Here is a 1,778-nt window from a genome sequence, read left to right as displayed (position 1 = left end):
AATATGAACCGGTCCTGAATCAATCCATGGAAGACTTTGCCAACCATTATGGTACAGTTGTAGTCCCGGCTCGCTCAGCTCGTCCTAAGGATAAGTCGCTAGTAGAAAACCAGGTAAAAATGATTTATAGCCGCGTATTTGCTCCTCTTCGAAACCAGCAGTTCTTCGATATACACACACTTAATCAAGCTATAAACACCTGTATGTTAAAGCATAACCAGACGCGCATGCAACAAAAACCATATTGCCGAGAAGAACGGTTCTTAAGTGCAGAAAAGTCTACACTGGATGAGCTTCCAAGTGAGCGATTCGAGTTAAAGTACTACGCAGAACTCAAAGTAGGAAACAATGGCCATATCTACCTGCAGCGCAACAAACACTATTACAGTGTCCCATTTACCTACATCGGAATGAAAGTGAAGCTTATCTATACGCGTACTATGGTATCGATCTATTGTAAAGGAAAACAGATCGCTGTGCATATACGGAGTTATAGGGAAAATACCTATACCACTGTTGCAGAACACTTAAAGTCCGAACATCAAGCCTACAAGAAACGAAGTCATGAGACCTATTTAGCCCGGGCTAGAGAGCACTCACCAGAGTTCCATGAGCTTATGCAAGTTCTTTTTAAGCGAGCCCGCTACCCTGAACAGTTATACCGTACCTGTGATGGCCTATTCAAGTTAAAGCGGGACTTTCCAGTAGAAGAGTTTGATAAAGCATGTAAGTATGTTCTAAAAAACAAGCTTTACACTTACTATTTCTTTAAGAACGTACTTGAAAACGGCATCGCTAACAGCGAAGAAGAACCGCTAGTAAAAGACGCATTGCCAGAACATGTCAATATACGAGGTAGAGCATATTATGCAAGTAGCCAGCCGACACTCTGCGATCAGTCAAAGGACGGATTGGGTGCACAATGACCAAGAAATAGCAGAATGAACATAATAAAATGATATAAATACACTAAAATGAACATTGAAACACAAATGAGAGCGTTACGCCTACACGGTATGGAGCGTAACTGGAAAGCTCTGAACGAAACACGCCGGAGCACTGAACTCACTCTTTCTGAAGGGTTAACCCTATTGTTGCAGGCAGAAGCAGATGAAAGGGACGAAAAGCGGTTTGACCGCCTTAAGCAGAATGCGGGGTTCCGCTACCAGGCTTCAATAGAAGAGATAAACATGGTAGCTACCAGAGGATTGGACAAGGGAATGATCACTGCCCTAGCTACGGGCGAGTACATCAAAAAAGGAGATCCGATACTGATCAGTGGCGCTACAGGCTGCGGGAAGAGTTTTCTAGCCTCCGCCTTAGGTCATCAAGCTTGTGCACAAGGTTATAAGGTACTGTACTTTAATCTGCAAAAGCTACTTCTAAAGACGAAAATGGCTCGTTTGGAAGGTACGCTACATAAGTTAATGGATAAAATATCAAAAACAGACCTTCTTATTATTGACGATTTCGGCCTAGTAAACCTAGACCAGCATCAAAGACTGGATATGATGGAAATAATTGAAGATAGACATGCCAAGCATCTACAGTGATTGCAAGCCAGCTACCAGTTGCAAGTTGGTATGATGTAATCGGAGAAGATACAATTGCGGATGCAATACTCGATAGGCTAATTCATGGTTCATATCGAATTGAGTTAAAAGGCGAAAGTCTAAGAAAAAAGAAGTAATATTGTCAGGTCATCAGTTGGACTGAAGAAATCCTCAACAGAGGGGTCAGTATGTCCAGCAGAGGGGTCAATATCACCAGTATATCCA

General features: G+C 42.4%; 1 protein-coding gene and 1 pseudogene. Both read left to right on the top strand.

Annotation, left to right across the window (positions count from 1 at the left end; genetic code table 11):
* Positions 1–926: Mu transposase domain-containing protein (locus L950_RS31215; protein ID WP_046792124.1), on the top strand; the 926-nt coding region annotated here is incomplete at its 5' end.
* Between the two features lie 48 nt (positions 927–974).
* Positions 975–1,690, top strand: a pseudogene (gene istB, locus L950_RS25190) (IS21-like element helper ATPase IstB).
* Positions 1,691–1,778: the final 88 nt, after the last annotated feature.

This window comes from Sphingobacterium sp. IITKGP-BTPF85 (genome assembly GCF_001006065.1).
Classification (GTDB): domain Bacteria; phylum Bacteroidota; class Bacteroidia; order Sphingobacteriales; family Sphingobacteriaceae; genus Sphingobacterium; species Sphingobacterium anhuiense.
This window is presented reverse-complemented; position numbering and strand designations above follow the sequence as displayed.